The sequence below is a fragment of the Streptomyces sp. NPDC026062 genome, assembly GCF_055568375.1.
On the sequence record NZ_JBVHOQ010000008.1, the window covers coordinates 36,327 to 62,509 of the forward strand.

22 protein-coding genes and 1 pseudogene are annotated in these 26,183 nt (G+C 71.5%); 15 read left to right on the top strand and 8 right to left on the bottom strand.

Going from position 1 to position 26,183, the window contains the following annotated elements:
• Positions 1 to 57: 57 nt before the first annotated feature.
• Positions 58 to 885 (top strand): helix-turn-helix domain-containing protein, encoded by an 828-nt coding sequence (locus ACZ4LX_RS09315; RefSeq protein WP_467634696.1) that lies wholly within the window; start codon positions 58 to 60, stop codon positions 883 to 885.
• The gene (locus tag ACZ4LX_RS09320; RefSeq protein WP_467634693.1) at positions 882 to 1,076 is read left to right on the top strand and encodes a DUF397 domain-containing protein; all 195 of its coding nucleotides are present in this window, start codon (positions 882 to 884) and stop codon (positions 1,074 to 1,076) included. Before ACZ4LX_RS09315 ends, ACZ4LX_RS09320 begins: the two co-directional genes overlap by 4 nt.
• A 72-nt stretch (positions 1,077 to 1,148) precedes the next feature.
• Here the strand turns inward: ACZ4LX_RS09320 and ACZ4LX_RS09325 are convergent, their stop codons facing one another.
• From ACZ4LX_RS09325 to ACZ4LX_RS09345, 5 genes are all read right to left on the bottom strand, one after another.
• Positions 1,149 to 4,310: an efflux RND transporter permease subunit gene (locus ACZ4LX_RS09325; protein WP_467634689.1), complete on the bottom strand. Its 3,162-nt coding sequence runs from the start codon at positions 4,308 to 4,310 to the stop codon at positions 1,149 to 1,151.
• Positions 4,311 to 4,618: 308 nt separating this feature from the next.
• Positions 4,619 to 5,314: a response regulator gene (locus ACZ4LX_RS09330; RefSeq protein ID WP_467634686.1), complete on the bottom strand. Its 696-nt coding sequence runs from the start codon at positions 5,312 to 5,314 to the stop codon at positions 4,619 to 4,621.
• Entirely contained in the window at positions 5,311 to 6,582 is a 1,272-nt protein-coding gene (locus ACZ4LX_RS09335) for a sensor histidine kinase (protein ID WP_467634682.1), read from the bottom strand. Before ACZ4LX_RS09335 ends, ACZ4LX_RS09330 begins: the two co-directional genes overlap by 4 nt.
• 209 nt (positions 6,583 to 6,791) lie before the next feature.
• A complete protein-coding gene (gene pspAA, locus ACZ4LX_RS09340; protein ID WP_467634678.1) occupies positions 6,792 to 7,070 on the bottom strand; it encodes a PspA-associated protein PspAA in 279 nt (92 codons plus the stop codon).
• A gap of 9 nt (positions 7,071 to 7,079) precedes the next feature.
• Positions 7,080 to 7,862 (bottom strand): PspA/IM30 family protein, encoded by a 783-nt coding sequence (locus ACZ4LX_RS09345; RefSeq protein ID WP_467634675.1) that lies wholly within the window; start codon positions 7,860 to 7,862, stop codon positions 7,080 to 7,082.
• Between the two features lie 296 nt (positions 7,863 to 8,158).
• Here ACZ4LX_RS09345 and ACZ4LX_RS09350 point away from each other — a divergent pair, with 296 nt between their 5' ends.
• The 3 genes from ACZ4LX_RS09350 (at position 8,159) to ACZ4LX_RS09360 (ending at position 10,837) form a co-directional block, all read left to right on the top strand.
• Positions 8,159 to 8,758 carry a DUF3043 domain-containing protein gene (locus ACZ4LX_RS09350; protein WP_467634670.1) on the top strand — a complete coding sequence of 200 codons (600 nt, stop codon included), beginning with the start codon at positions 8,159 to 8,161 and terminating at the stop codon, positions 8,756 to 8,758.
• A 29-nt stretch (positions 8,759 to 8,787) separates the two neighbouring features.
• Positions 8,788 to 9,600 (top strand): methyltransferase domain-containing protein, encoded by an 813-nt coding sequence (locus tag ACZ4LX_RS09355; protein ID WP_467634666.1) that lies wholly within the window; start codon positions 8,788 to 8,790, stop codon positions 9,598 to 9,600.
• 130 nt (positions 9,601 to 9,730) lie between these two features.
• Positions 9,731 to 10,837, top strand: a complete 1,107-nt coding sequence (locus ACZ4LX_RS09360; protein WP_467634663.1) for a S1C family serine protease — start codon at positions 9,731 to 9,733, stop codon at positions 10,835 to 10,837.
• Positions 10,838 to 10,956: 119 nt separating this feature from the next.
• Here the strand turns inward: ACZ4LX_RS09360 and ACZ4LX_RS09365 are convergent, their stop codons facing one another.
• Positions 10,957 to 11,217, bottom strand: a complete 261-nt coding sequence (locus tag ACZ4LX_RS09365; protein ID WP_467634660.1) for a hypothetical protein — start codon at positions 11,215 to 11,217, stop codon at positions 10,957 to 10,959.
• Positions 11,218 to 11,344: 127 nt separating this feature from the next.
• Between ACZ4LX_RS09365 and ACZ4LX_RS09370 the strand changes: the two genes are divergently transcribed.
• From ACZ4LX_RS09370 to ACZ4LX_RS09390, 5 genes and pseudogenes are all read left to right on the top strand, one after another.
• Positions 11,345 to 12,547, top strand: coding sequence for a bifunctional adenosylcobinamide kinase/adenosylcobinamide-phosphate guanylyltransferase (locus tag ACZ4LX_RS09370; RefSeq protein ID WP_467634657.1), 1,203 nt, complete (start codon positions 11,345 to 11,347; stop codon positions 12,545 to 12,547).
• Positions 12,548 to 12,649: 102 nt separating this feature from the next.
• Positions 12,650 to 13,489, top strand: coding sequence for a class I SAM-dependent methyltransferase (locus tag ACZ4LX_RS09375; RefSeq protein WP_467634654.1), 840 nt, complete (start codon positions 12,650 to 12,652; stop codon positions 13,487 to 13,489).
• A 94-nt stretch (positions 13,490 to 13,583) separates the two neighbouring features.
• Positions 13,584 to 14,708, top strand: coding sequence for a nicotinate-nucleotide--dimethylbenzimidazole phosphoribosyltransferase (gene cobT / locus ACZ4LX_RS09380; RefSeq protein ID WP_467634647.1), 1,125 nt, complete (start codon positions 13,584 to 13,586; stop codon positions 14,706 to 14,708).
• A 93-nt stretch (positions 14,709 to 14,801) separates the two neighbouring features.
• A complete protein-coding gene (locus tag ACZ4LX_RS09385) occupies positions 14,802 to 16,655 on the top strand; it encodes a phosphatidylglycerol lysyltransferase domain-containing protein (protein WP_467634641.1) in 1,854 nt (617 codons plus the stop codon).
• A pseudogene (locus ACZ4LX_RS09390) lies at positions 16,652 to 17,386 on the top strand (hypothetical protein); the annotation flags it as partial. The gene ACZ4LX_RS09385 and the pseudogene ACZ4LX_RS09390, both read left to right, overlap by 4 nt.
• Here the strand turns inward: ACZ4LX_RS09390 and ACZ4LX_RS09395 are convergent.
• Entirely contained in the window at positions 17,323 to 18,093 is a 771-nt protein-coding gene (locus ACZ4LX_RS09395; RefSeq protein ID WP_467634636.1) for a hypothetical protein, read from the bottom strand. The pseudogene ACZ4LX_RS09390 and the gene ACZ4LX_RS09395 sit on opposite strands and share 64 nt — an antisense overlap.
• Before the next feature lie 88 nt (positions 18,094 to 18,181).
• On the opposite strand from ACZ4LX_RS09395, the gene ACZ4LX_RS09400 reads away from it, so the two are divergent.
• Positions 18,182 to 18,961: an adenosylcobinamide-GDP ribazoletransferase gene (locus tag ACZ4LX_RS09400; RefSeq protein WP_467634634.1), complete on the top strand. Its 780-nt coding sequence runs from the start codon at positions 18,182 to 18,184 to the stop codon at positions 18,959 to 18,961.
• A 67-nt stretch (positions 18,962 to 19,028) separates the two neighbouring features.
• On the opposite strand, the gene ACZ4LX_RS09405 is transcribed toward ACZ4LX_RS09400, so the two are convergent.
• Positions 19,029 to 19,898 (bottom strand): endo alpha-1,4 polygalactosaminidase, encoded by an 870-nt coding sequence (locus ACZ4LX_RS09405; protein WP_467634631.1) that lies wholly within the window; start codon positions 19,896 to 19,898, stop codon positions 19,029 to 19,031.
• Between the two features lie 243 nt (positions 19,899 to 20,141).
• On the opposite strand from ACZ4LX_RS09405, the gene ACZ4LX_RS09410 reads away from it, so the two are divergent.
• From ACZ4LX_RS09410 to ACZ4LX_RS09425, 4 genes are all read left to right on the top strand, one after another.
• On the top strand, positions 20,142 to 21,695 hold the full coding sequence (locus ACZ4LX_RS09410) for a leucyl aminopeptidase (protein ID WP_467634626.1): 1,554 nt from the start codon (positions 20,142 to 20,144) through the stop codon (positions 21,693 to 21,695).
• A gap of 341 nt (positions 21,696 to 22,036) precedes the next feature.
• Positions 22,037 to 23,425: a dihydrolipoyl dehydrogenase gene (gene lpdA / locus ACZ4LX_RS09415; RefSeq protein ID WP_467634623.1), complete on the top strand. Its 1,389-nt coding sequence runs from the start codon at positions 22,037 to 22,039 to the stop codon at positions 23,423 to 23,425.
• 61 nt (positions 23,426 to 23,486) lie between these two features.
• Positions 23,487 to 25,268 (top strand): 2-oxoglutarate dehydrogenase, E2 component, dihydrolipoamide succinyltransferase, encoded by a 1,782-nt coding sequence (sucB, locus tag ACZ4LX_RS09420; RefSeq protein ID WP_467634618.1) that lies wholly within the window; start codon positions 23,487 to 23,489, stop codon positions 25,266 to 25,268.
• A 147-nt stretch (positions 25,269 to 25,415) separates the two neighbouring features.
• On the top strand, positions 25,416 to 26,039 hold the full coding sequence (locus tag ACZ4LX_RS09425) for a GntR family transcriptional regulator (protein ID WP_467634611.1): 624 nt from the start codon (positions 25,416 to 25,418) through the stop codon (positions 26,037 to 26,039).
• Positions 26,040 to 26,183 lie beyond the last annotated feature (144 nt).

The following is a 26,183-nucleotide window of genomic DNA, read 5'->3' on the forward strand; positions in this document are numbered from 1 at the left end:
ATCAACAGGGCCTCTCCGTCCCGGCGTTCAGAACGGGACACCCGGAAGGCGCGCACCATGACGTTCAGGCCCCAGCCGCTCACTCCGTACCTCTCCGCCCGTCACTACTTCGGCTCCGAACAGCGCCGCCACCGCGAACGCGCGAACCTCTCCCTCGTCCAGCTGGCGGACATCCTCAACTCCAGCAAGAGCACACTCGCCCGGATCGAGACGGCGGAGCTGATGCCGCCGCCGGACATTCCGGGCCGGCTCGACGTGGCGTTCGGGACGGACGGCCACTTCCACGGGCTGTACGAGCTCGCCCGGCGCGAGATCCATCCCGACCAGTACCAGCGGTACATGGACTTCGAGTTCCGGTCCGAGGTGATAGAGCAGTACGGCGCGCAGGCGCTGCCGGGTCTGTTCCAGACCGAGGAGTACGCGCGCACCTTTCTCCGTTGCCAGGAGGATCTGAGCGACGAACAGGTCGAGGAACGCGTCACCGCGCGCATGTCGCGGCAGGAGCGCCAGCGTTCGGAGGAACCGCCGTTCCGGTGGGCGGTCGTCGACGAGGCCGTACTGCGACGGCAGATGGGCAGCCGGGCCTGCATGCATCAGCAACTGGCCTCGCTGCTGGAGCAGGTGGACACTCCGGACAGTAAGGTTCAGGTGATGCCGTTCAGTGCGGGGCCGCACTCGCTGCTGGGTGGCGCGCTGACTCTGCTGACGCTGCCCGACGGCACCGCGGTGGCGTACGAGGAGGGCATCCAGGCCGGTCATCTCTACGAGGATCCGGCGGCGGTGAAGAAGTGGCGGCGGCAGTACGAGGTGCTGCGCGCCAACTCCCTCCCCCTGGCCGAGTCGGCGGAACTGATCCGGACCGCGATGGAGGGCTACCGACCATGACCCACTCCCCCGAGCTGAGCGCCGCCCACTGGCGCAGCAGCAGCTACAGCAATTCCAACGGGGGCGAATGCGTCGAGATCAGCGACGACTTCCCCGGCATCGTCCCCGTACGTGACAGCAAGAACCCCGCCGGTCCGGCGCTCGTCGTCCGGGCAGCGGCCTGGAGTGACTTCGTCACCTCCCTCAAGTAGGGCGCGGACACAGCGGAACGGCCTGTCCCACGCGTGAGCGCGGGACAGGCCGTTCCTCGTTGCCGGGGCGGATCAGGCCTTCGCGGGCTCCGGCTCGTCGGAGGAGGACGAGGTCTCCTCCGAGGCGGCCGGGGCCGGGATGCCCGCCTTCCTGGCGCGCTTCGCGGCCTTCTTCTTCGCGCGGCGCTCCTTGAAGAGCTCCACCATCGCGTACAGCGTCGGCACCAGGAGCAGCGTCAGCAGCGTCGAGGTGACCAGACCGCCGATGACCACGACGGCCAGCGGCTGCGAGATGAACCCGCCCTCGCCGGTGACGCCGAGCGCCATCGGGAGGAGGGCGAAGATCGTCGCCAGGGCCGTCATCAGGATCGGGCGGAGCCGGTGGCGGCCGCCCTCGACGATGGCCTCGACGACGCCCAGGCCCTGGGCGCGGTACTGGTTGATCAGGTCGATCAGCACGATCGCGTTGGTCACCACGATGCCGATCAGCATCAGCATGCCGATCATCGCCGGGACGCCCATCGGGGTGCCGGTGACGATGAGCAGGCCGATGGCGCCCGTCGCCGCGAACGGGATGGAGACCAGCAGGATCAGCGGCTGGACGAGCGACCGGAAGGTGGCGACCAGCAGCATGAAGACGATCGCGATGGCCGCCAGCATGGCCAGGCCCAGCTTCATGAACGCGTCGTCCTGGTCCTGGGAGACACCGCCGATGGTGGCGGTGGCGCCGTCCGGGAGGTCCAGGGCGTTGATCTTCGTCTGGAGGGCGGTGCTGACCGCGCCGGTGTTGTCACCGGTGGGCTTGGCCGTGATCGTCGCGGCGCGCTGGCCGTCGATCCGCGTCATGGAGACCGGTCCGGGGACCAGCTTCACCTCGGCGATCGAGCCGAGCCTGACCTTGCCCAGCGGAAGGTTCTTCAGCTCTTCCATCGTGGTGGCCGGATGGGCCGACTTGATGACGACGTCACGCTCGGTGTCGTCCATGATCGCCTTGCCGCCCGGAGTGCCCTGCACGGCGCCGGAGACGGCCGCGCCCAGCGTGGCCTGGCTGTAACCGGCTTCGGCGGCCTTGGCGTTGGCCTTGACCGAGATGCGCGGGATGCTCTGCGCCAGGTCGCTCTGGACATCGGTGACGTCCTTGAGCTTCGCTACCTCGGCCCGTACCTGTTCGGACGCCTTCTTCAGGGTGTCCGCGTCGGCGGCCTTGACCACGACGCTCAGGTCCTGGCTCCCGAAGCCGTCGCCCGCGGCGATGGTGGTGTCACCGATGCCGTCGAGCTTGCCCAGGGCCTCGTCGATCCGGTCCTGGGTGGCTTCGTAGTCGGCGGAGTCCTTCAGGGTGACCTGGTAGGAGGCCTGGTTGGCCCCTGTGCCGCCGCCGAAGGCCGCCATGAAGCCGGACGATCCGACGGTGACCTGGTAGTCCTTGACGCCCTTGTCGTCGATGAGGACCTTCTCGACCTTCTTGGCCGCCTCGTCGGCCGCCGCCAGGCTGGTGCCCGGGGTGAGCTCCTGCTTGATGGACAGGACTTCCTGCTCGCCCGCGTCGAAGAAGTTCGTCTTCAGCAGCGGGACCATGCCGAAGGTGCCGAACAGTACGGCGACGGCGATGACGACACTGGTGATGCGGCGACGGGTGGCGAAGCGCAGCACCGGGACGTAGATCCGCTGGAGCCGGCTGCGGGCTTCCTTCTCCTCGGCCTCGCGGCGGGCCTTGTCCGGGTCCTCGGCGCTGCCCTTGGGGGCGCGCAGGAACCAGTACGACAGGACGGGGACGACGGTCAGCGACACCAGCAGGGAAGCCAGCAGGGCCGCGGTGACGGTCAGCGAGAACGAGCCGAAGAGCTGGCCGACCATGCCGCCGACGAGACCGATCGGCAGGAAGACGGCGACCGTGGTGAGGGTCGAGGCGGTGACGGCGCCGGCCACCTCCTTCACCGCGGTGGTGATCGCGGAATGGCGCTCCTCGCCGTAGCCGAGGTGGCGCTTGATGTTCTCCAGTACGACGATCGAGTCGTCGACGACCCGGCCGATCGCGATGGTCAGCGCGCCCAGGGTGAGCATGTTGAGCGACAGGTCACGGGTCCAGAGCACGATCAGCGCGAGGACCACGGAGAGCGGGATGGAGACCGCGGTGACCAGGGTCGAGCGGAGCGAGGCCAGGAAGACCAGGATGATGACGACCGCGAAGAGCAGGCCGAGCGCGCCCTCGGTGGTCAGCCCCGAGATCGCCTTGGAGACGGCCGGGCCCTGGTCGGAGACGACGGTGAGCTCGGCGCCGGATCCGAGGTCCTTGCGCAGGTCGGGGAGCTTGTCCTGGACGGCGTCCGAGATGGCGACGGCGCTGCCGTCCTTGTCCATCGTCGCCATGACGGCGAGGCTCGGCCTGCCGTTCGTACGGGTGAGGGAGACCGCCGTGGAGGGCTCCTGCTCCACCGTCGCGATGTCGCCGACGCGGACCGGCTTGCCGGGCTTGCCCGTGGCCGGGTCCTGGCCGGTGACCCGCAGGTCCTCGAACTGCTGAAGGGTGGTGAACGTGCCGCCGACCTGGACGGTACGGCTCTTGCCCGCCTCGGAGAACGATCCGGCCGGGACGGTCGCGCCGCCGGCCTGGAGCGCCTGGGCGAGCGAGGTCGCGTTCAGTCCGGCCGCCGCGAGCTTCTTGTCGTCGGGGGTGATGGAGACCTGGAGGTCCCGCACACCGTCGACGGCGACCTGGCCGACACCGTCGATGTCCTCCAGCGCGGGGACGACGGTGCGGTCCAGCTGGTCCGCGAGGGCCTGCTGGTCCTTGTCGGAGGTGACGGCGAGGACGACGGTCGGGATGTCGTCGGTCGAGCCGGCGACGACCTGCGGGTCCACATCGTCGGGCAGCTGGATGCGGGCGCGGTTCACCGCCTGCTGGATGTCCGCGACGAGCTGCTTGGTGCCCTCGTCGCCGAAGTCGAACGTCGCCATGATGACGGCGTTGCCCTCGCTGGCGGTGGAGGTGATGCCGGTGACACCGTCGACGTTCTTGATCGAATTCTCGAGCGGTTCGACGACCTGCTTCTCGACCACATCGGGGGACGCTCCCTGGTAGGGGGCGAGCACCGACACCATCGGAAGTTCGATGGTGGGCAGCAACTGCTGCTTGAGCTGCGGGATCGCGATCGCTCCGAATACGAGCGCGACGATCGAGATCAGCCCGATCAGGGCCCTTTGCGCGAGGCTGAATCTGGACAGCCAGGACATGGGTGGGTCTCTCTTCTGTGGCTTACGCGGCAGGTGGGCGGGTGAATCGGGGACAGACCCGGCCCGGCCGGCACTCGGGGGACGGGGCGGGGCTGAGTGCGTGCAGCTGCGAGGCAGCGGATCGAGCCATGGCGGAGCCATGATGATGGACGACAACGCCGCAGATCCGCGTGTTCGGCCCAGCGACGCCGCCCCCAGGTACCGGTCGGCTCCTCTACGATCGCTCATCGCCCGAGCGGAACGCGTCGGCCCCAGGTCGCTTTCTTATGCCGCGCATACCGCAGGTGGAGTACGCCGGGACTGCTCCCTCACTCCACCCGAGGACGAACAAGGCCCGATTCGTACGCGATTACCACCAGTTGGGCCCGGTCTCGCGCCCCCAGCTTCGCCATCGCCCTGTTCACATGGGTCTTGACGGTGAGGGGGCTGACCACGAGGCGCTCGGCGATCTCGTCGTTGGACAGTCCGCCCGCGACGAGCACCAGCACCTCACGCTCCCGGGTGGTGAGGGCCCCCAGGCGCGCGGAGTACTCGGCGGCGCCGGGACCCCCGCCGTCCGAACTGCCGCCCTGCGCGAGGAACGTGGCGATCAGGCCCTTGGTCGCGGCCGGCGAGAGCAGCGCCTCGCCGGCCGCGGCGATCCGGATGGCGTTGAGGAGTTCCTCCGGTTCCGCCCCTTTCCCGAGGAAACCCGAGGCACCGGCCCGCAGGGACCGCACCACGTACTCGTCCACCTCGAACGTCGTGAGCATGACCACGCGCACGTCCGCGAGTTCCGGGTCGGCGCTGATCATCCGGGTCGCGGTGAGCCCGTCCGTACCGGGCATCCGGATGTCCATCAGCACCACGTCGGCGCCGGCCGAGCGGGCCAGTTCCACGGCCTGCGCCCCGTCCGCCGCCTCGCCGACCACCTCCATGTCGGGCTCCGAGTCGACCAGCACACGGAACGCGCTGCGCAACAGCGCCTGGTCGTCGGCGAGCAGGACCCTGATGGCCGATGTCATGCGTTCTCCCCCGTCCGGCCCGCCGCGCCCGGAGGGTTGGGCTCCTGCGCGCGGGCTCCGACGGGCAGGATCGCATGGACCCTGAATCCGCCGCCGTAACGGGGTCCGGCGGTGAGGGTGCCGCCCAGGGCGGTGACCCGCTCCCGCATACCGAGGAGGCCGTGCCCCCCGCCGACGACGTCGTGGCCGGTGCGGCCGGCCGTTCCGCGTCCGTTGTCCAGCACCATGACCTCGGCCGTGGCCCCGACCCGTACGACGCTGACCTCGGCCTTCGCCCCGGGACCCGCGTGCTTGCGGACGTTGGTCAGCGCCTCCTGGATCACCCGGTACGCTGCCAGGTCGACGGCGGCGGGCAGCGGCGGGTCCTCCTTCGCCGCGCAGGCCACCTCGACGGGCAGCCCGGCCCGCCGCACGGTCTCCACGAGCTCGTCGAGGACGGCGAGGCCGGGGGCGGGTTCGGTCGGCGCCGTCGGATCGCCGGACTGGCGCAGCAGTCCGACGGTGGCCCGCAGCTCGTTGAGCGCGGAGCGGCTCGCCTCGCGGACATGGGCGAGCGCCTCCTTGGCCTGGTCGGGGCGCCGGTCCATGACGTGGGCGGCGACCCCCGCCTGCACATTGACCAGGGCGATGTGGTGGGCGACGACATCGTGCAGGTCGCGGGCGATCCGCAGCCGCTCCTCGGCCACCCGGCGCCTGGCCTCCTCCTCGCGGGTCCGTTCGGCCCGTTCGGCGCGCTCCCTGATCGCGTCGACGAACGCGCGCCTGGAGCGGACCGCGTCGCCCGCCGCGCACGCCATCCCGGTCCAGGCGAAGATCCCGAGATTCTCCTGGCTGTACCAGGGGGCCGAGCCGAAGAACATCGCGGCCGCGGTCAGCACGGTCATGGTGAGCAGCCCGACGCGCCAGGTCGTCGGCCGGTCGGTGCGGGCGGCGACGGTGCAGAGCGCGATGACGGTGCTCATCACCACGGGGGCCGGAGGATCCGCCGTCAGCAGCTCCACCACGGCCGGCGCGCCGGTGGCGGCGAGCACGGCCATCGGGCGCCGGCGCCGCCAGACCAGGGCGAGGGCGCCCAGCGCCATCAGGAACACGCTGCCGGCGGCGGGCGTGCGGGTGCCGAAGGTGGGCCCGTGGTGTGCGCCCGGATCGACGAACGATCCGATGAACATGGCCACGAACACGCCCAGGGCGAGCGCGCCGTCCAGCGCGAGGGGATGGTCGCGCAGCCAGTTCCGGACGCGCAGAACCCCGGTTCCGAGGGTGGTCACGTCAAGCTACGTTACGGCGTGTCGCGAGGAAATCGGGCCGCGCGGCCGGAGAACCGGCCGCGACCGCACACCACCGTGCCCAGCAACCGGCCGGGACCGCGCCTGCGCCGTGCCCGGCCAGAGGCCGGGGCCGCACAGCACTGTGCCCCGTCACCGGCCGGGGCCGGTCACGGGGCACAGAGGAGTGCGGGTGCTGGAGCTGCCGGCTGTCAGCCGGGGATCAGACCGTCGTCACTGAGCATGGCGCGGACCTCTTCGAGGGTCGCGTCGGGCGACGGAAGGATCAGCTCGGACGGCTCCAGGGAGTCGTCCGGCAAGGGCGTGCCGAGTTCGCGCACCCTGGCGAGGAGCGCGTGGAGAGTGGTGCGGAAGCCTGGGCCGTCGCCCCTCTCCATTTCGGCGAGCAGTTCGTCGTCGAGCTTGTCGAGCTCGGCGAGATGGCTGTCGGCCAGGGCTGCCTGGCCCTCCCCCATGATCCGTACGATCATGACGCTGCCTTAATTCTTGTCGAACTTGTGCGGGGACTGGGACTGCTGCTGCTGCGCGGCATCCTGCGGGCCGCCCTCGATAGCCTGCTTCGAGGTGGAGCCGCCCGCCAGTTCGGCCTTCATGCGCTGCAGCTCCAGCTCCACATCCGAACCGCCGGAGAGCCGGTCCAGCTCGGCGGTGAGGTCGTCCTTCGCCGTGCCGGTCGGGTCGTCCAGGGCGCCGGAGGCGAGCAGCTCGTCGATCGCGCCGGCGCGCGCCTGCATCTGCTGGGTCTTGTCCTCGGCCCGCTGGATGGCCAGACCGACGTCGCCCATCTCCTCGGAGATGCCGGAGAAGGCCTCACCGATCCGGGTCTGCGCCTGGGCCGCCGTGTAGGTGGCCTTGATCGTCTCCTTCTTCGTACGGAAGGCATCGACCTTGGCCTGCAGCCGCTGGGCCGCCAGAGTGAGCTTCTCCTCCTCGCCCTGCAGCGTGGTGTGCTGCGTCTCCAGGTCGGTGACCTGCTGCTGGAGGGCAGCGCGGCGGGACAGCGCCTCGCGTGCCAGGTCCTCGCGGCCGAGCGCGAGCGCCTTGCGGCCCTGGTCCTCCAGCTTGGACGTCTGGCCCTGCAACTGGTTCAGCTGCAGCTCCAGGCGCTTGCGCGAGGTCGCCACATCGGCGACACCGCGGCGCACCTTCTGAAGCAGCTCCAGCTGCTTCTGGTACGAGTAATCGAGGGTCTCGCGCGGATCCTCGGCCCGGTCCAGGGCCTTGTTTGCCTTCGCGCGGAAGATCATCCCCATACGCTTCATGACACCGCTCATGGGCTTCGCGCGCCCCCTTCTGACTTAACCGGTCTCCAGCACTCCAACAGAACCCACAGTACGGGCCCTGCCTCTATTACCGCACTGTTCGGGCGGCGATGGGGTCCTCCCCAAGGACGACTGCACCCGGTGACCACTCCCGCCCAGGGAGTAGGTGAAGGCCGGGGATTCCACTTCCGGCACCCGTATCGTCCCGCCCGGACACCGGCAAGGACGCAGGCCGTTGCCGGATCGTTCCCGGCCGGCCTGGGGTCGCGGCGATCGACCCCGTACCCTTGGGCCTTGTGTTTGGTAGCCGCTCCAAGGAAGAGAAGGCCCCCACCGGCAAGGTGACGGCGGACCTCTCCAAGATGCCCCGCGACCCGCAGGCCCCCAAAGGTCGCCCCACCCCCAAGCGCAGCGACGCCCAGTCGCAGCGCCGTCGCGCCTCCAGTGGCGCGCCGACCGACCGCAAGGAGGCCATGAAGCGCCAGCGCGAGGCGCGCCGGATCGACATGGCCAAGCAGCGCGAGGCGCTCGCCAGTGGCGACGAGCGCTACCTTCCGGCCCGTGACAAGGGCCCGGTGCGCCGCTTCGTCCGCGACTTCGTGGACTCGCGCTTCTGTATCGCGGAGTACTTCCTGCCGCTCGCCGTGGTCATCCTGATCCTCAGCGTGATCCAGGTGCGGGGCATCCAGAACATCTCGCTGCTGCTCTGGCTCGGCGTGATCGTGCTGATCGTCGTCGACTCGATCGGGCTCACGTTCCGTCTGCGCAAGCAGCTGAACGAGCGCTTCCCCGATACGCCCAAGCGGGGAGCGGTGGCCTACGGGCTGATGCGTACGCTTCAGATGCGTCGCCTCAGGCTGCCGAAGCCGCAGGTCAAGCGCGGAGAGCGGCCCTGAGTACGGATCTTCCCGGTACGGCCGGCGGGATGTCCGCGGGCCGTCCGGGTGATGCGGTCTCCGGTTTCGCGGGGGCCTCGTCGGCGTGGCTGAAGGGGCTCGGCGGACTGCGCAACACCGTGCGCCAGGAACTCGTCGCCCGACAGCTCGACGAACAGATCGCGGGCCGTTTCCCGGTGGGGCAGCGGTTGCGGATCCTTGATGTCGGCATGGGCCAGGGGACCCAGGCCCTGCGTCTCGCCCGCGCCGGTCACACCGTCACCGGTCTCGAATCGGACGCCGAGATGCTGCGGATCGCCCGCGAGTCGCTCGGCGGCGAACCGGCGGGCATCCGGGAGCGGGTCCGCTTCATAGAGGGCAACGGCCAGGACACCGGGGTCCACTTCCTGCCCGGCAGTTTCGACGTGGTGCTCTGCCACGGCGTGCTGATGTACGTCCAGGAACCCGACGCCATGGTGGCCGGTCTGGCCAGGATGCTGGCGCCGGGCGGCCTGCTGTCGCTCCTCGTACGGAACGCCGACGCGCTGGCGATGCGGCCCGGAATCGCCGGGGACTGGGACGCGGCACTGGCCGCGTTCGACACGGACCGGTACACCAACCGCCTCGGGCTTTCCGTGCGCGCGGACCGGCTCGACGCGCTCACCGCCACGCTCGCCGGGATCGCGGCGCCGCTGCACGCCTGGTACGGGGTGCGGGTCTTCACCGACAACGTGGGCAACGACGTGGAGCTGCCGGCCGCGGCGGAGCTGGAGCGGGTACTGGCGGCCGAGGACCGGGCGGGGCGGACGGATCCGTACCGAGGGGTGGCCGCGCTGCTGCATCTGTGTGGGGTGCGGGGCTAGCTTGATCTTCAACCAGGGCGGCGAGAGCTGAGCGGAGCCCGTCCGGCCGGCCCGGACGAGCCTCGTCCGGCGGATCGGGGCCGGGTTCGCCCAACAGGCCACCAATGGGGTTAAAGGCAATAATCCGGACATGGATGCCTTTCACCCCCGCAGCCGTGTGCGCCGGCTGCTGATGCCACTGTCCGCAGGTGTCTGTGCGATCGCGCTGGTGAGCGGTTGCTCCGACTCGAATTCCGCCTCCTCGACTTCCCACACCTCGAACGCCGCCGCGACAAAGTCCGGAGAGGCTCAGCAGGGCTCGACCTCGAAGGCCACCGGCGATCTGCAGGACGACTACGAGACCGTCATCAACAACGTGCTTCCGTCGGTGGTGCAGATCGACGCCTCCGAAAGTCTGGGCTCGGGCATCGTCTACGACACCAAGGGCCACATCGTCACCAACGCCCACGTCGTCGGCGAGGAGAAGACGTTCAAGGTCACCGTCGCCAACGGCGAGAAGGTGATGAGCGCATCGCTGGTCGCCGCCTATCCCGAGCAGGACCTGGCCGTCATCAGGCTGGACGACGTCCCGGACGGGCTGAAGCCCGCGAAGTTCGGCGATTCGGAGAAGGTCGCGGTCGGCCAGATCGTGCTGGCGATGGGCTCACCGCTCGGGCTGTCCAGCAGCGTCACCCAGGGCATCGTCTCGGCGCTCGGCCGGACCGTGAGCGAGAGCCGCTCGGGCGGCGGCACGGGCGCGACCATCGCGAACATGGTGCAGACCTCGGCGGCGATCAACCCCGGCAACAGCGGGGGCGCGCTGGTGAACCTGAAGAGCGAGGTCATCGGCATCCCCACCCTGGCGGCCACCGACCCCCAGATGGGTGACAGCGCGGCGCCCGGCATCGGCTTCGCGATCCCCGTCTCGATGGTGAAGACGGTCGCCGACCAGATCATCAAGAACGGCAAGGTCACCGACTCCGGCCGGGCGGCCCTGGACATCACCGGCCGCACGGTCGTCGACGACACCTACAAGCCGGCCGGGGTCGCGATCGTCAGCGTGACCAAGGGCGGGGCGGCCCAGAAGGCGGGGCTGCGGGCCGGCGACATCATCACCAAGGTCGGCGACGCGCCCGTCACCACGATCACGTCCCTGTCGGAGGCGCTGGCGTCCGACAAGCCGGGCGAGAAGGTCACCGTGACGTATCTGCGCAGCAACGCGACGAAGACGGCGGAGGTCACGCTCGGCGAGATCTGAGACGACAAGGCCGCTCCACCTCGGCGGTGAAGGGGCCGCAGGCGGTTCCGCCGCCGCTCACCGCGGAAGTCCGCCGGGCGGACCCTCACGGGTCCGCCCGGCGGTCGTCGCGGCTCGGATCAGAGGGTGCCGGCCGACCCGGCGGCCTCCGGGGCCTCGTCCGCGGCCGCTTCGCCCTGATCGGCCCGCAGGCTCATCGGGCCGTAGATCTTCGTCGTGTCGTCGAAGAGCGTCACCTGGTCCGCGCCGCCGTCGAGGAGTTCCTTCCAGTACTCACCGATCCAGGACTCCGCGTCGCCCTGTGTCGTGAACTCCTCCGGCTGCAGGGCCGGCTCCGTCTCCGTACCGTCGGACTTCTCGAACCGCCACGTCCACGCCATGTCCGCCTCCTGGGTCACTTTGTTCCGTCCGCAGCCTAGTGGTTACGACCAGTAACGGAAGAGGCCCGCTCGCGTCCGCCCACCCCCACGTCGCGCACCCGGTGCGGGGACGCGGGAGGATCGGAGCGTGGAACTGACTCTGCTCGGCACCGGAGCCCCCGACGGGCTGCCGCGGCCCGACTGTCCCTGCGCCGCCTGCGCCACCGCCCGAGGGGCGCGGGCCCGGGCCGCGACCGCCCTGCTGGTCGACGACGCGCTGCTGCTCGATCTCACCCCGGGAGCGGTGTTCGCCGCCGCGCGCGCGGGGCATTCGCTCACCGGCGTACGCCAGGTGCTGCTCACCCATCCGCACGACGGACCCGCCGTCGAACTGCCCGCCGGGCTGCCCCCGGCGGGCCGGGTACCGGACGGGCGGGAGCTGACGCTGATCAGCGGACACCGGGTGCGGGCCGTACCGATGGACGCACCGGGTACCGGGTACGAGGTCACCTCGCCGGACGGCGAGCGGCTGCTCTACCTGCCGCCGGGCGCCGCACCGGCCGGTCTCACCGACCGGATGGCGGAGCCGTACGCCATGGTCGTCGGTGACATCGTGGGACGGCCCGACGCGGTGGCCCGGCTGCGGGCCGTCGAGGCGATCGGGCCGGCGACCGAGGTGGTCGCCGTCCATCTGGACCATGACGCGCCGCCCGGCCCCGAGCTCGGCCGCCGGCTCGCCGCGGCCGGCGCACGGGCCGTGCCGGACGGGACGACGCTGACGGTCGGGGCGTACGCCCCCGCATCGGACGTTCCCCGGCGCACCCTGGTCACCGGCGGCGCGCGATCGGGGAAGTCGGTCGAGGCCGAGCGGCGTCTTGAGACGTATCCCGAGGTCGTGTACGTGGCGACCGGGGGCAGCCGGGAGGGCGACCGGGAGTGGGCGGCCCGGATCGGACTGCACCGGGAGCGCAGACCGGCTGCCTGGCGCACCGAGGAGACCTGCGAGCTGGCGGAGCTGCTGGCCTCGGACGGACCGCCGCTGCTGATCGACTGCCTGTCGCTCTGGCTGACGGACGCGATGGACCGGGTGGACGCCTGGGACGACGCGGCGTGGGCAGGGGGTGGGGAGAGCGCGCTGCGGGTGCGGACCGCCGAGCTCGTGGCGGCGGTCCGGGGGGCGCGGCGCACCGTCGTCGCGGTGACCAACGAGACCGGCTCCGGTGTGGTGCCCGCGACCGCTGCCGGGCGTCGTTTCCGGGACGAGCTGGGGCGGCTGAACGCCTCGGTCGCCGAGGAGTGCGAGCAGGTGCTGCTGGTGGTGGCCGGGCAGGTGCTGACCCTGCGCGGCTGACGGGCGGGCACAGGCCCTGCGCGGCTGACCCCGCGCGGCTGACGGGCAGGCTCACCGGCACGACCGAACGGAACGGAACCGAACGGAACAGGAGGAACGGACATGGCACGTGTGCGGCCGATGCTGGACGGGGTGCCGGAGACCCTGTTGTGGACGCTGTACAACCGGGCGTACGAGGCGGGCCGGCCCTATCCGGTGCTGGACGATCCGATGGCGCTCCGGCTGCTGACGGATCTGGACTATCCGTTCGAGGCGCGGTTCGGGATTCCGAATCCGTTCAACTCCCAGGCCCAGGGGCTGCGCTCGCGCTGCTTCGACCTGGCCGTGCGGGCGTATCTCGCCGACCGCCCGGACGCCACCGTGGTGGCGCTCGGCGACGGTCTGGAGACCGGTTTCTGGCGGGTCGACAACGGACGGCTGAACTGGCTGAGTGTGGAGCTGCCCGAGGTCGCCCGGCTGCGCCGCACCCTGCTGCCGCCCTCGGACCGGCTGCGGAACCTGGCCGGATCGGCGACCGATCCGTCCTGGCTGGACGAGATCGAGGACCCGGAGGGCCGGGGTGTGGTCGTCACGACGCAGGGGCTGCTCATGTATCTGCGTCCCGCCGAGGTACGCGGGATCCTGGCGGCCTGCGCCGAACGGCTGCCGGGCGGGATCCTCGTCCTGGACTCGATGGCCCGGTGGCTCGCGAAGGGCACGGTGGCGGGTACGTCGAAGGTCGGCGACATGACGATCCCGCCGATGCGCTGGGCGATGAACCCCGGCGAACGCGGGAAGCTGCGCAGCGCGCATCCGGGGATCACGGAGGTGCGGGCGCTGCGGCTGCCGCGCGGGCGCGGCGCGATGGGTGAGCTGATCCGGATCCAGAATCTGCTCCCCGGGCTGCGGACCCTCACGCCCGCGATCACGCAACTGCGGTTCGGGGACCGGGCGCCGCACTGAAGGGGAGCCGGAAATCGCGGCAGGTACTGTTCCGCAAGGGGCCCGCCGCCGGGCTCCCCGGCCCACCACGTATCGACCCGCGAGGCAGACCCCCGTGAATCTGGACGACTTCTCCGACCTGATCGAACGCCCCGACGGGGGTGTACGGCGAGATGCCGAGGAACGCCGGGAGCGGCTCATCGTGCCGCCGGGCGCCCTCGGCCGCCTCGACGAGCTGGGTGAATGGCTCTCGGCCGCCCAGCAGTCCGTGCCGGTCAGGCCGGTCCAGCAGGCCCGAGTGGTGCTGTTCGCCGGTGATCACGGGGTGGCGGAGCTGGGTGTGTCCGGCCGTGCGGCCGGCACCGCGCACGAGCTGGTGCGCGCCACGCTGGAGGGCTCGACGCCGCTCGCCGTGCTGGCCCGCACGTTCTCCGTGCCCGTACGGATCGTCGACGCCGGTCTGGACTGCGATCCCGCGCTGCTGCCGGAAGCGGTCGTCCGGACCCGGGTCCGGCGCGGCACCGGCCGGATCGACATCGAGAACGCCATGACGGTCGAGGAGGCCGAACAGGCGGTGCGTCTCGGCATGGCGATCGCCGACGAGGAGGCCGATTCGGGCACCGATCTGGTGGTGCTCGGCGATCTGAGCGTCGGCGGCACGACGGCCGCAGCCACCCTGATCGCGGCGCTCTGCGGGACCGACGCCTCGGTGGTCACCGGGCGCGGCGGTGCGGGGATCGACGACCTGGCCTGGATGCGCAAGTGCGCCTCGGTCCGTGACGCGCTGCGCCGCGCCCGGCCGGTGCTGGGCGACCAGTTGGAGCTGCTGGCCACGGTGGGCGGTGCGGACCTGGCCGCGATGACCGGCTTCCTGTTGCAGTGCGCGGTGCGCCGGCTCCCGGTGATCCTGGACGGTGTGGTCTGCGCGGCCGCGGCTCTGGTCGGTCAGCGGGCCGCGTTCCGGGCACCGGACTGGTGGCTGGCGGGCCAGCTGAGCGGTGAACCGGCGCAGGCGAAGGCGCTGGACCGGATGGCGCTCAACCCGCTGCTGGACCACGGCGTCATCGTCGGTGAGGGAAGCGGGGCATTGCTCGCACTTCCGTTCGTCCAGGCCGCGGCCGCGCTGGCTGCGGAGCTGCCCGAACGCGCGGCGGAGCCCTCGGAGGACGGCGCGCAGGACGACGGCGAGGGGGTTTCCGCGGACGGGGGGACCGGCCGGGCAGACCCGGCCGGGGAGTGACGGGCGGCAGCTGAGCCATCGGACTGCGGCCGCCCGGACACCGGCCGCAGAGCAGCCCCTCATGAAGCGCGATGCCCCATATGATCGCTTTTCATGGGAGAGGTCCAGTTGGCCAGCAAGGAACCCGGGCGGGCCGCCGTCCGGCCGCAGCACCCCGGACAACCGCGAAGCGCCGAACGGCCGCAGAGCACCGGAAGCCCGCAGAGCACCACCCGGTCGCGACGCGGCGCGGCCTTCGCCATCGGGTACCTGCGGGTCGTGTCGTTCCTCAATTTCCTGAGCGCCGTCTGGGTCACCTTCGGCCAGGATCTGCGACGCCACAACACCGAGGACTACTTCACGCCCTACCTGCTCACCGCGGGCTTCTCCTCAGGGGTCGTCGCACTGTTCCTCGCGGTCACGATGCGGCGGCGCAAACGGGCGGCCTGGATCGTCAACATGGTGCTGAGCGGGCTCACCCTGCTGCTCTTCGCCGCGGTGATCGGCTTTCCGGAGATCCGGCGGTACCCGCAGAACTGGATCTCGCTGGCACTGACCGCCGCCTTCGTCCTCGCGCTCGCCCTCGGCAGGCGTGAGTTCTACGCGAAGGGCGACCGGTCCAACCCGAGACTCGCGGTGCTGGTGGCCGTCGGCGGTCTGCTGGTCACCTCGCTGATCGCCGCCGGTCTGGTCACGCTCACCAACACCGCGCACGACGACCACCGTTCGACGTTCCTGGACCGCTGGCGCTACGGCGCGCTGCGGCTGGTCTCGGTCGCCGCCGACGACTCCAGGTTCTCCGGCATCTCCACTCCGGGCTGGGTGGACGTCGCCGTCAACATCCTGTCCACGCTGCTGCTCATCGCCGTCGTGTACGCGGCCTTCCGCGCCCGCCGCGCGGTCGACCCGATCACCCCCGGGGACGAGGGAGCACTGCGTGCGCTGCTCGACAAGCACGGGGAGCGGGACTCGCTCGGCTACTTCGCGCTGCGCCGCGAGAAGAGCGTCATCTGGTCGCCGACCGGGAAGGCCGCCGTCGTCTACCGGGTGGTCGGCGGGGTCTCCCTGGCCTCCGGCGATCCGATCGGCGACCCCGAGGCCTGGCCCGGGGCGATCGGACCCTGGCTGGCCGAGGCACGCGCGCACGGCTGGATCCCGGCGGCCATGGGAGTGAGCGAGGAGGGCGGCACGATCTACGCCCGGCACGGCCTCGACGCCCTGGAGCTGGGCGACGAGGCGATCGTGGAGACCGCCGAATTCACCCTGGAGGGGCGGGCGATGCGCACCGTCCGCCAGGCCTACAACCGCGTCGGACGGGCCGGTTACGAGGTGACCGTGCGCCGTCACGCGGACATCCCCGCAGCCGAGATGGCCGAACTGGTGCGCCGGGCCGACGACTGGCGCGACGGCGCGACCGAACGCGGCTTCTCGATGGCGCTCGGGCGGCTCGGCGACCCGGCCGACGGGCAGTGCGTGATGCTCGAATGCCGGGACACCGCCCAGGGCGGCGGAAGCGGTGAGCTGCGCGCCGTACTGAGCTTCGTCCCCTGGGGCCCGAACGGTCTCTCGCTGGATCTGATGCGCCGTGACCGGGACGCCGAGAACGGCCTGATGGAGTTCATGGTCATCGAACTCCTGCGACGCGCCGGGAAGATCGGCGTCACCCAGGTGTCACTGAACTTCGCGATGTTCCGTTCCGTCTTCGAGCGCGGATCGCGGCTCGGCGCCGGACCGGTGCTCAGGCTGTGGCGTTCGCTGCTCAGCTTCTTCTCGCGGTGGTGGCAGATCGAGTCGCTCTACCGCGCCAACGCCAAGTACCGGCCGATCTGGGAACCCCGTTACCTGCTCTTCGAGAAGAGCGCGGACCTGCCGCGCATCGCCATCGCCGCGGGCCGTGCCGAAGGGTTCCTGGAGGCGCCCGGACTGCCCAAGTGGCTGCACCGCGCCAGGCTCGGACCGCGTGGATGACCCCCCTGCGCGCGCTCGGCCGGGCCGCCCGCCGGGAGTGGGGCCCGCTGTGGACGACCGTACGCGCGGCGCTCGCCACCGAGCGGCTCCGGGCCGTCCCGGTGACCCTGGCCTCGGTCTGCCTGACGGCGCTGCTCCAAGTGGTGCAGAACCGGCCCTGGGGGTACGGCCCGGTGCAGACGCTCGGGGCGGTGCGGGCGGAGGATCCGCTGTGGGCCGCTCTGCTGCGTACGCCGCTCTCGCTGTTCGTCCCCGCGCTCGACCTGCCGGTCTGGGGTGCGCTGGTTCAGGTGCTGCTGGTGTTCGGGACCGCCGAGATCTGCCTGGGGCGGCGGCGGACGCTGCTGGTCGCGTACGCCGCGACGCTGGCCGGCACGGGGTACGCGCGCATCGGTGTCGCGGCGGGCCCCGACGGGTTCCTGGGCCTGCCGGGCTCCGACGCGCAGGTCGTCGACACCGGCCCCTCGGCGGCGGTGGTCGCCCTGGCCTTATGCGTCTGCTGGGCCCACCGGGCCCGGTTCACCGGGGCACTGGTGATCGTGGCGATGGTGGTGGAGATCGCGGTGAAGGACAACCTGGCGGGCAAGGAGCACCTGGCGGCCGTCCTGGCGGCGCTGGTGCTGTGCGCGGTCCCGGCCCTGCGCGGGCGGCGCCGGTCCCGCGGCCGTCAGGGTGCGCGGGACTCCCCCGGGGGTGTGGGGACCCGGTCGGGCGCGCCACCGATCAGATCCTGGAACCTGCGCCTCGGCCCCACCCAGCGGACGTCGTGGTGGTACGCGCGCAGCACCGCCCGGGAGCGGGCCCGGTGGCGGTTGCGGTAGAACCGCCTGGCCCACATCGAGGTCGGCCGGGCCAGCCGGACCGCCCCGACCAGGGCGACGAACGGGACCAGGGTGCCGACCACCGCCATCCGCACCTTGCCCTTGAACAGCGCGACGAGGACGAAGCAGAAGTTGACGACGAGCGTGAGGACGACGCCGAGCCGGCCCTGTTGCTGATCGTCGCTCAGGTCGTTCACACCGAGCGGGAGGAAGCCGCCGAGCACCAGCAGGACGAGGGCGGCGGTGAGCACCACGACCTCGACGCTCCGGCGCCCCTCCTCGGTCCAGTACACGTCGTCCAGATGCAGGATCAGGGCGAACTCGTCCAGCACCAGCCCCGCACCCACGCCGAAGACGACCGCACAGGCGCCGGCCGCGAAGCCGTGCTGCCCGCAGGCCACCGCCCCGAACCCGCCGACCACGCTCAGCACCACGCCCGGCACCACGTGGTGGATGTGCACCCCGCCCGGCGTGAAGTTGCGGAACGGCCCCTTGCCGGCCCGGATCATGCGGGTGATGACCCGGGTGACGGCGAAGGTCAGGACGAAGGCGGCCAGCGCCAGGAGCAGGGGCAGCTTCCCCGGCTCGACGATGTTCCGGTCGAACCAGTGACCCATCCCACCCACTCCCGAAAAGTCGATGACACACCACTCTGCGCCGATTTGGACAATCTAGCGGCCTCGCGCACCGATTAGCCTGCGCGCCGTGACCTCCCTGAACAGCCACGGCCTTCGTTTCGCCTTCGGCACCCTCACCGTGCTCCCCGTCCGCGTCAGCCGCTGGGACCGGGGAACCGCCCGGGCCGGAATGCTGTGCGCCCCCCTGGCCGGTCTTGTCGTCGGTGTGCTCGCGGCGGTTCCCGGCGGCCTGCTCCTGCTGTCCGGCTCGGGACCGCTGCTCGCCGCCGTCGCCTCCGCCGCCGTGCCGGCGGCCCTCACCCGGGGGCTGCACCTCGACGGTCTGGCGGACACCGCCGACGGTCTGGGCAGCGGCAAGCCGGCCGACGACGCGCTGCGGATCATGAAGCAGTCGGACATCGGACCGTTCGGCGTGATCACCCTGCTGTTCGTGCTGCTCGCCCAGGTGGCGGTCCTTCAGCAGCTGTACGCGCGGGACTGGGCGCAGGGTGCGGTGGCGGCCGTCGCCTCCGCCGTCGTCGCCCGGCTCGCCCTCACGCTGGCCTCCCGCCGGGGCGTCCCGGCGGCCCGCCCGGAGGGGCTGGGTGCGGCGGTCGCGGGCACGGTCCCGGCCGCGGGCGCGGTGGCGGCCGGGGCCCTGACGGTGGCGGCGTGCGCGGGCGCCGGCGCGCTGCTCGGCGGATACGGGGCGCTGCGGTACGCGCTGGCCGCCCTGGCCGCGCTCGCGGTGGCCCAGCTGCTGCTGCGGCACTGCGTGCGGCGCTTCGGCGGCGTGACCGGCGATGTGTTCGGGGCGCTGGCGGAGACGGCGGCGACGGTGACGCTGGTGGGGCTGGCGCTGGGCTGACCCGGCCCCGGCCCGTCGCGCGCCCGGCGGGACCCGGCGGCTTCCGGCCGGGCCCCTCGGCGTTCCGTCAGGCGCCCGCCGCCGGGCACCGCTCACGCCAGACACCGAGCTCGTACTTCTTGAGCAACGAGCTCAGCCCCAGCTTCCGGGACTGCGCGCAGAACCGCGCCACGGGCAGCTCGTACTCCACATGGAAGACCGCCTTGCCCGCCTTCACGAACGGGGAGAGCTCCTCGCACTCCTCGTACTGGGCGCACTGCTCGTTGACGGCGAAGTCGAATTCACCCACCAGCTCCGGGATCTGGGGCAGGTCGTTCTTCAGACCCACCGCGAGGTGGTGGCGGTGGGCGATGCGGGCGATCAGCCGGTTGTAGCGCAACTGGTCGGCGGCGGTCAGCGGGAAGCCGCTCGGGTTGCGGTAGCCGTCCATGTTGTCGGGCTCGACCGCGTCGAAGCCCTTCTTCGCGCACATGGAGATCCGGCTCTCCATCAGCGGCTCCAGGACCTCGGTGCGCCGGATGTCGAGCCAGCGCTCCCCCTTCCAGCCGTTGCCCTTGCCGAGGACGGCCGTGGGGAACCGCGCCGCGTCCGGGCGGAACTCCTCCCAGGCGCCGGTGGACAGGTAGCAGATGACCTTCCGCCCCTTGCGGTGCAGCTCGGCCACCCGCGCCGCGTCGTGGTCGAAGCCGTCGATGTCGTACACCGGGGCGTCCACCGTCGTGTCCAGCCGGCCGGAGAGCTGCCACTGCCAGTCGGTCCCCGGCTCCGGCTGCCAGCGCGCCGCGGCGGACCGTCCGGAGGGGGCGGACGACGGGGCCGGCGACGGGGCGGATCCGGGCGCCGAGGTGCAGCCGGCCAGCATCACCAACAGAATCAGTACGGTGACGCGCGACACCATCGGCCGGCCGGTCGCCCGTGCGGCCATCCGGTCGTTCATCGTTCCCTCCAAGGGCTGCCCGCCAACGCCGTTGCGTTCGCGGTCCGTTCCGCCGGGAAGATCATCCCGGTATGACAACCGTACGGCCGTCCTGGAGCGCTGAACGCCCGCCGCCGTAATCGGGCAGCAAAGGCGCGCGTAGGCTCATTCCCGGCACATCGCGGCGGCGTCTACGATGCGCCGGGCACGGTCGCCCCACCCCTCGGCCGAAAAAGAACTCAACGGAAGCGAGATTTCACCACCGTGACTGCTCTCACTCTCAGCACTGCCGGTGCGGCGACGCTGCGCGCCGACGCGCTCGTCATCGGCGTCGCCAAGGCCGCCGGCCCCAAGTCCGGCGACCTGGTCCTCGCACCGGGCGCCGAGGCCGTCGACAAGGCGTTCGGCGGAAAGCTCGCCGCCGTCCTGGCGACCCTGGGTGCCTCCGGTGCCGAGGGCGAACTGACCAAGCTCCCCGCGCCCGACGGCCTGAAGGTGCCGGTCGTCATCGCGGCCGGACTCGGCACGGTCCCGGAGGCGGACGGCTCGTACGACACCGAGGCGCTGCGCCGGGCCGCCGGCTCCGCCGCCCGCTCGCTCGCGGGCTCGAAGAAGGCCGGCTTCGCGCTGCCCGTCGGCTCCGTCGAGGACGCCGAGGCCATCGCGGAGGGCGCGCTGCTGGGCGCGTACGCCTTCACCGCCTACCAGGCCGGCGAGAACAAGCTCGCCCCCAAGGGCGCGAAGGCCAACAGCCCGAAGCTGCCGCTCGCCGAGATCGCCCTGCTGGGCGCCAAGCCCCGCGACAAGGCCTTCAAGGCCGCCGCCGAGCGCGCCGTCGCGGTCGCCGAGGAGATCAACCGCGCCCGCGACCTGATCAACACCCCGCCGAACGACCTGTACCCCGAGTCCTTCGCCGCCGTGGCCACCGCCGCCGGCAAGGAGCACGGCATCAAGGTGCAGGTGCTCGACGAGAAGGCCCTGGTCAAGGGCGGCTACGGCGGCCTGCTGGGCGTCGGCCAGGGCGCGTCCCGCGGCCCGCGCCTGGTGAAGCTCGCCTACACGCACCCGAAGGCGGAGAAGACCCTGGCCCTGGTGGGCAAGGGCATCACCTACGACTCGGGCGGCATCTCGCTGAAGCCGGCCGGCCACAACGAGACGATGAAGTGCGACATGGCCGGCGCCGCCGCCGTGTTCGCCACCGTCGTCGCCGCCGCCCGTCTGGGCCTGCGGGTCAACGTCACCGGCTGGCTGGCGCTGGCCGAGAACATGCCGTCGGGCAACGCCACCCGCCCCGGCGACGTGCTCCGCATGTACAGCGGCAAGACCGTCGAGGTCCTCAACACGGACGCCGAGGGCCGTCTCGTCCTCGCCGACGCGCTGACCCGCGCCTCCGAGGAGGCCCCGGACGCGATCGTCGACGTGGCGACCCTGACCGGCGCGATGGTGCTGGCCCTGGGCAACCGCACCTTCGGCATCATGGCGAACGACGACGCCTTCCGTACCTCCATCCACGAGATCGCCGACGAGGTCGGTGAGGCCTCCTGGCCGATGCCGCTCCCGGCCGACATGCGCAAGGGCATGGACTCCCCGACCGCCGACATCGCCAACATGGGCGAGCGGATGGGCGGCGGCCTGGTGGCCGGCCTGTTCCTTCAGGAGTTCGTGGGCGAGGGCATCGCCTGGGCGCACCTGGACATCGCGGGCCCGGCCTTCCACGAGGGCGCCCCGTACGGCTACACGCCGAAGGGCGGCACCGGATCCGCGGTCCGCACCCTGGTGAAGCTGGCGGAGCGCACCGCTGCCGGAGACCTCGGCTGAGCGGCTGCCTCTGGACCTGCCGATGATGTACGGCCCCGGGCATACGTCCGGGGCCGTACGCGTTGTACCCATGCCACAGCCGCAGCGGCCGCGCCGGGTTTCGCTCTCGACGAAATCCGGACGTCCCTACGCAGTGGTAACCCGCTGGGACGGACGATCATCCGTCTCAGACACGGGCCCCGCGTCCCGCCCACCGTCAACAAGTGCGAAGATGGGTTCTCGGCAGGACAGGGCCCCCACCACAGGGCCGAATGACAAAAGCGGCCGAACACCAGCCGACCGGCCGGTCACACCCCGATGACGGGGCCCGGCATCCGGCGCACATGCATGGAGGACGTGACGTGGCGAACGACGCCAGCACCGTTTTCGACCTAGTGATCCTCGGCGGTGGTAGCGGCGGTTATGCCGCGGCCCTGCGCGGAGCGCAGCTGGGCCTGGACGTCGCCCTGATCGAGAAGGGCAAGGTCGGCGGTACCTGCCTGCACAACGGCTGCATTCCCACGAAGGCCCTGCTGCACGCCGGCGAGATCGCCGACCAGGCGCGCGAGGCCGATCAGTTCGGCGTCAAGGCCACCTTCGAGGGCATCGACATGGCGGCCGTCCACAAGTACAAGGACGACGTGATCTCGGGCCTGTACAAGGGTCTGCAGGGCCTCATCGCGTCCCGCAAGGTGCACTACATCGAGGGTGAGGGACGGCTGTCCTCCGCCACCTCGGTGGATGTGAACGGCCAGCGCATCCAGGGCCGCCACGTGCTCCTGGCGACCGGCTCCGTGCCGAAGTCGCTGCCGGGCCTGGAGATCGACGGCAACCGGATCATCTCCTCGGACCACGCGCTGAAGCTGGACCGTGTCCCGAAGTCCGCGATCGTGCTGGGCGGCGGCGTCATCGGCGTCGAGTTCGCCTCGGCGTGGAAGTCCTTCGGCACCGACGTCACCATCGTCGAGGGCCTGAAGCACCTCGTCCCGGTCGAGGACGAGAACAGCTCGAAGCTTCTTGAGCGCGCGTTCCGCAAGCGCGGCATCAAGTTCAACCTCGGTACGTTCTTCCAGGGTGTCGAGTACACCCAGGACGGCGTCCGGGTGACCCTCGCCGACGGCAAGACCTTCGAGGCCGAGCTGCTGCTCGTCGCGATCGGCCGCGGCCCCGTCTCGCAGGGTCTCGGCTACGAGGAGGCAGGCGTCGCGATGGACCGCGGCTACGTCCTCGTCGACGAGTACATGCAGACGAACGTTCCGACGATCTCCGCCGTGGGCGACCTGGCCCCGACGCTCCAGCTCGCGCACGTCGGCTTCGCCGAGGGCATCCTCGTCGCGGAGCGGCTGGCCGGCCTGAAGACCGTCCCGATCGACTACGACGGTGTCCCGAAGGTGACGTACTGCCACCCCGAGGTCGCCTCCGTCGGCATCACCGAGGCCAAGGCCAAGGAGCTCTACGGCGCGGACAAGGTCGTCGCGCTGAAGTACAACCTCGCGGGCAACGGCAAGAGCAAGATCCTCAAGACCGCGGGCGAGATCAAGCTCGTCCAGGTCAAGGACGGTGCCGTGGTCGGCGTCCACATGGTCGGTGACCGTATGGGCGAGCAGGTCGGCGAAGCCCAGCTCATCTACAACTGGGAAGCGCTGCCGGCCGAGGTCGCTCAGCTGATCCACGCCCACCCGACGCAGAACGAGGCGATGGGCGAGGCCCACCTGGCCCTCGCCGGCAAGCCCCTGCACTCCCACGACTGATTCAGTCGACCGGGCGCGACGACCGACCACTTCCGCATTTTCGTTAGGAGCAACTGAAACCATGTCGGTTTCCGTAACCCTTCCGGCGCTCGGCGAGAGCGTCACCGAGGGCACTGTCACCCGCTGGCTGAAGGCCGAGGGCGAGCGCGTCGAGGCCGACGAGCCGCTGCTCGAGGTGTCGACCGACAAGGTCGACACCGAGATCCCGGCCCCCGCCTCCGGCATCCTGGCCTCCATCAAGGTCGCCGAGGACGAGACCGTCGAGGTCGGCGCCGAGCTGGCCGTCATCGACGACGGCACGGGCGCCCCGGCCCCCGCCGCCGCTCCGGCCGCGGAGCCCGAGGCCGCCCCGGCCCCGGCGCCCGCCGCCGAGGCACCCGCCGCCCCGGCCCCCGCGGCCGAGGCCCCGGCCGCCGCCCCCGCCGGTGGCGCCTCCGGCACCGACGTCACCCTCCCGGCGCTCGGCGAGAGCGTCACCGAGGGCACCGTCACCCGCTGGCTGAAGGAGGTCGGCGAGGAGGTCACGGAGGACGAGCCCCTGCTCGAGGTCTCCACGGACAAGGTCGACACCGAGATCCCGGCCCCGGTTTCCGGTGTGCTGCTGGAGATCGTCGTCGCCGAGGACGAGACCGCCGAGGTCGGCGCCAAGCTCGCCGTCATCGGTGCTCCCGGTGCCGCCCCGGCCGCTGCCGCTCCGGCCGCCGCCCCGGCACCCGCGGCCGCCCCGGCTCCGGCCGCCCCGGCTCCGGCCGCTCCGGCCCCGGCCGCCCCCGCACCGGCCGCTCCGGCTCCGGCACCGGCACCGGTGGCTCCCGCAGCGCCCGTCGCCGCTCCGGCCCCGGCCGCTCCGGCGCCCGTCGCCGCCGCCCCGGCTCCGGTGGCCCCGGCCGCTCCGGCCGCGACCTCCGGTGACGACGGCGCGTACGTCACGCCGCTGGTCCGCAAGCTCGCCGCCGAGAACGGCGTCGACCTGGGCGCGGTCAAGGGCACCGGCGTCGGTGGCCGTATCCGCAAGCAGGACGTCGTCGCCGCCGCGGAGGCCGCCAAGGCCGCCGCCGCTGCCCCGGCGCCCGCCGCCGCCGCTCCGGCCGCCTCCAAGGCGCCGAAGCTGGAGGCCTCCCCGCTGCGCGGTCAGACGGTCAAGATGACCCGCATGCGCAAGGTCATCGGCGAGAACATGATGAAGGCCCTGCACTCGCAGGCTCAGCTGACCACGGTCGTCGAGGTCGACGTCACCAAGCTGATGAAGCTGCGCAACAAGGCCAAGGACGCCTTCGCGGCCCGTGAGGGCGTCAAGCTCTCCCCGATGCCGTTCTACGTCAAGGCCGCTGCCCAGGCGCTGAAGGCCCACCCGGTCGTCAACGCCCGGATCAACGAGGACGAAGGCACGATCACGTACTTCGACTCGGAGAACATCGGCATCGCCGTGGACGCCGAGAAGGGCCTGATGACCCCGGTCATCAAGGGTGCGGGCGACCTGAACATCGCCGGCATCTCGAAGAAGACCGCCGAGCTGGCCGGCAAGGCCCGCGGCGGCGGCCTGACGCCGGACGACATGTCCGGTGCCACCTTCACCATCAGCAACACCGGCTCGCGCGGTGCGCTGTTCGACACCGTCATCGTGCCGCCGAACCAGGCAGCCATCCTGGGCATCGGCGCCACCGTCAAGCGTCCCGCGGTCATCGAGACCGAGGAGGGCACCGTCATCGGCGTCCGCGACATGACGTACCTCTCGCTCTCCTACGACCACCGTCTGGTGGACGGCGCTGACGCCGCCCGCTACCTGACCTCGGTCAAGGCGATCCTGGAGGCCGGTGAGTTCGAGGTCGAGCTCGGCCTCTGAGCACCGCGGCTGTAACCAGCCTCACCAGCGGCGCCCCCGTCCGGAACACTCCCGGGCGGGGGCGCCGCCGTATTGTCTAGACACGACCGGTCGCTCCGGCCGCCGAGTTGGTGCAGGCAGCACCGGTTTGCCCCGAAGGAGCCCCTCATGACCCCGCCCGTCGTCCACTCGCTGCGCGAACAGATCCGCGAGCACATCGTGGACGGGATCGTCAGCGGGCGCTGGAAGCCGGGTGAGCGGATCGTCGAGCGTCGCATCGCCACCGAGCTGGAGGTCAGCCAGACGCCCGTGCGCGAGGCGCTGCGGGAGCTGGAGACGCTCAGGCTGATCGAGTCGGCGCCCAACAAGGGCGTCCGCGTCCGCAACCTCTCCGCCGCCGATCTGGAGGAGAGCTACCCGGTACGGGCGGGCCTGGAGCAGATCGCCGCCGAGCTGGCGGCCCCGGGGCTCGGCGAGGACTGCTCGCTGCTCGCCCCGCACGTGACGGCGCTGTACGAGGCCGACCGGCTGGCGGACGGCGAGGCGCAGGTGCGCCACACGGTCGGGTTCCACCGGGAGATGGTCCGGGCGGCCGGCAACGCGGTGCTGCTGCACACCTGGGAGGGCCTGGGCATCGAGGTGTTCACGGCGCTCTCGATCCGCTGGCTGGGCACGGTGCAGAAGTCGTACGCCGAGGAGCACGAGGCGCTGATCGAGGCGTTCCTGCGCAAGGACCCGGACATCGGGGTCCTGGTCAAGGCCCATGTGCTGGGCTGCGCGCCGCGCGCCTGAGGCCGTCGCGCGCCACGGTGCGCATGCGTCGCACGGGGCGCTCACCTGTGCAGGTCAGTGCCCTTTTTGCCTGATAAATCCCGTCACTCCGTGCCCCGCTTCGCGGCACCCCATGCCAATTTCTTCATATCGAGAAGTTTTGCC